The organism is Pseudoalteromonas sp. McH1-42 (genome assembly GCF_022347845.1).
GTDB lineage: Bacteria > Pseudomonadota > Gammaproteobacteria > Enterobacterales > Alteromonadaceae > Pseudoalteromonas > Pseudoalteromonas rubra_D.
In genome coordinates this window covers 1-1,288 of record NZ_JAKRFU010000073.1, presented here as the reverse complement: position 1 = coordinate 1,288, position 1,288 = coordinate 1, and the positions used below count along the sequence as shown (strand labels likewise).

General features: G+C 55.0%; 1 protein-coding gene. It reads left to right on the top strand.

Annotation, left to right across the window (positions count from 1 at the left end; all coding sequences use genetic code 11):
• The coding region (locus MHN31_RS24065) for an amino acid adenylation domain-containing protein (protein ID WP_239445551.1) at window positions 1–1,288 on the top strand (1,288 nt) is incomplete at both ends.

Below are 1,288 nucleotides of genomic sequence, written 5' to 3'. Positions count from 1 at the left end.
GGCCATCCTTAAAGCAGGCGGGGCCTATGTGCCGCTGGACCCGGATTATCCCCAGGAACGTCTGGCTTACATGGTCGAAGACACCGGCTTGTCTGTGGTGCTGACTCAGCAAAAAGTCGCCGGGATCCTGAATGATTTTAACGTCACGGCTGTGCTGCTGGATAACGCCAGCCAGTTTGCAAACTATCCAATCAGCAACCCGGATGTGGCGCTGACCCCGGATAATCTGGCCTATGTGATGTACACCTCAGGCTCAACTGGTAATCCTAAGGGCGTGATGATAAGTCATCATAACCTGATCAACTTTGCCGCTAACTGTGAGCAGCGCTACGAAATCACCGAAGCCGACAACGTGTTGCAGTTCTCAACTATGAACTTTGATATTTTCGTCGAGGAATGGCTGGCGACTCTGACTCAGGGCGCTACTTTGGTGCTGCGCGACGAAGACGTGTCGCTGAGCCGCGAGGCCTTTATCGCCTTCTGTGACAGCCATGCCATCAGCGTGGCCAGCCTGCCAACGGCGTTCTGGCATATGCTGGCGCTGAGCGAAGCGGAGCTTGAATCCCTGGCACTGCGACTGGTGATTGTCGGCGGTGAAGCGCTGGATAAACAATCTGTAGCTTCTCTTAAACCGGGCTTTGTGCTGCTCAATACCTATGGTCCGACCGAGACCACAGTTACTGCATCGGGCTATGCCATCAGCGGTGGTTACGATGACCCACGTGCGGTGCCCATTGGCCGCGCCAACGTGAATACTGCGACTCTGGTGCTCAGCGAGCAGCTGACGTTATGCCCGCCGGGTGTTGTGGGCGAGCTGTATGTCAGTGGTCAGTGTCTGGCCAGTGGTTATTTGCATCAAAGCGAACTCACCGCCGAGCGTTTTATTGATAATCCGTATTTTGATCCGGCTAATCCAGCGTTGAGCGCGCGGTTGTATAAAACCGGTGATTTGGTGCGTATCGGCGCTGATGGAGAAATCGAGTTTGTTGGACGCAGCGATGATCAGGTCAAGATCCGTGGTTTCCGGGTGGAACTGGGTGAGATAGAAACCCAGCTGATGAGTCATGCTGACGTGGAGTCGGCGGTGGTACTGGCCGAGACTGGTCAGCAAGGTGGTAAGATACTTCGCGCCTTCATTCAAAGTGAGCAAGACAGCAGCCTGATTGACGCACTGCAACAGCACCTGAGCGGCAACCTGCCGGATTACATGGTGCCGTCGGCTTATAGCTTTGTTAGTCAGTGGCCGCTGACGGCCAATGGCAAACTGGACAAGCGAGCACTGCTGGCC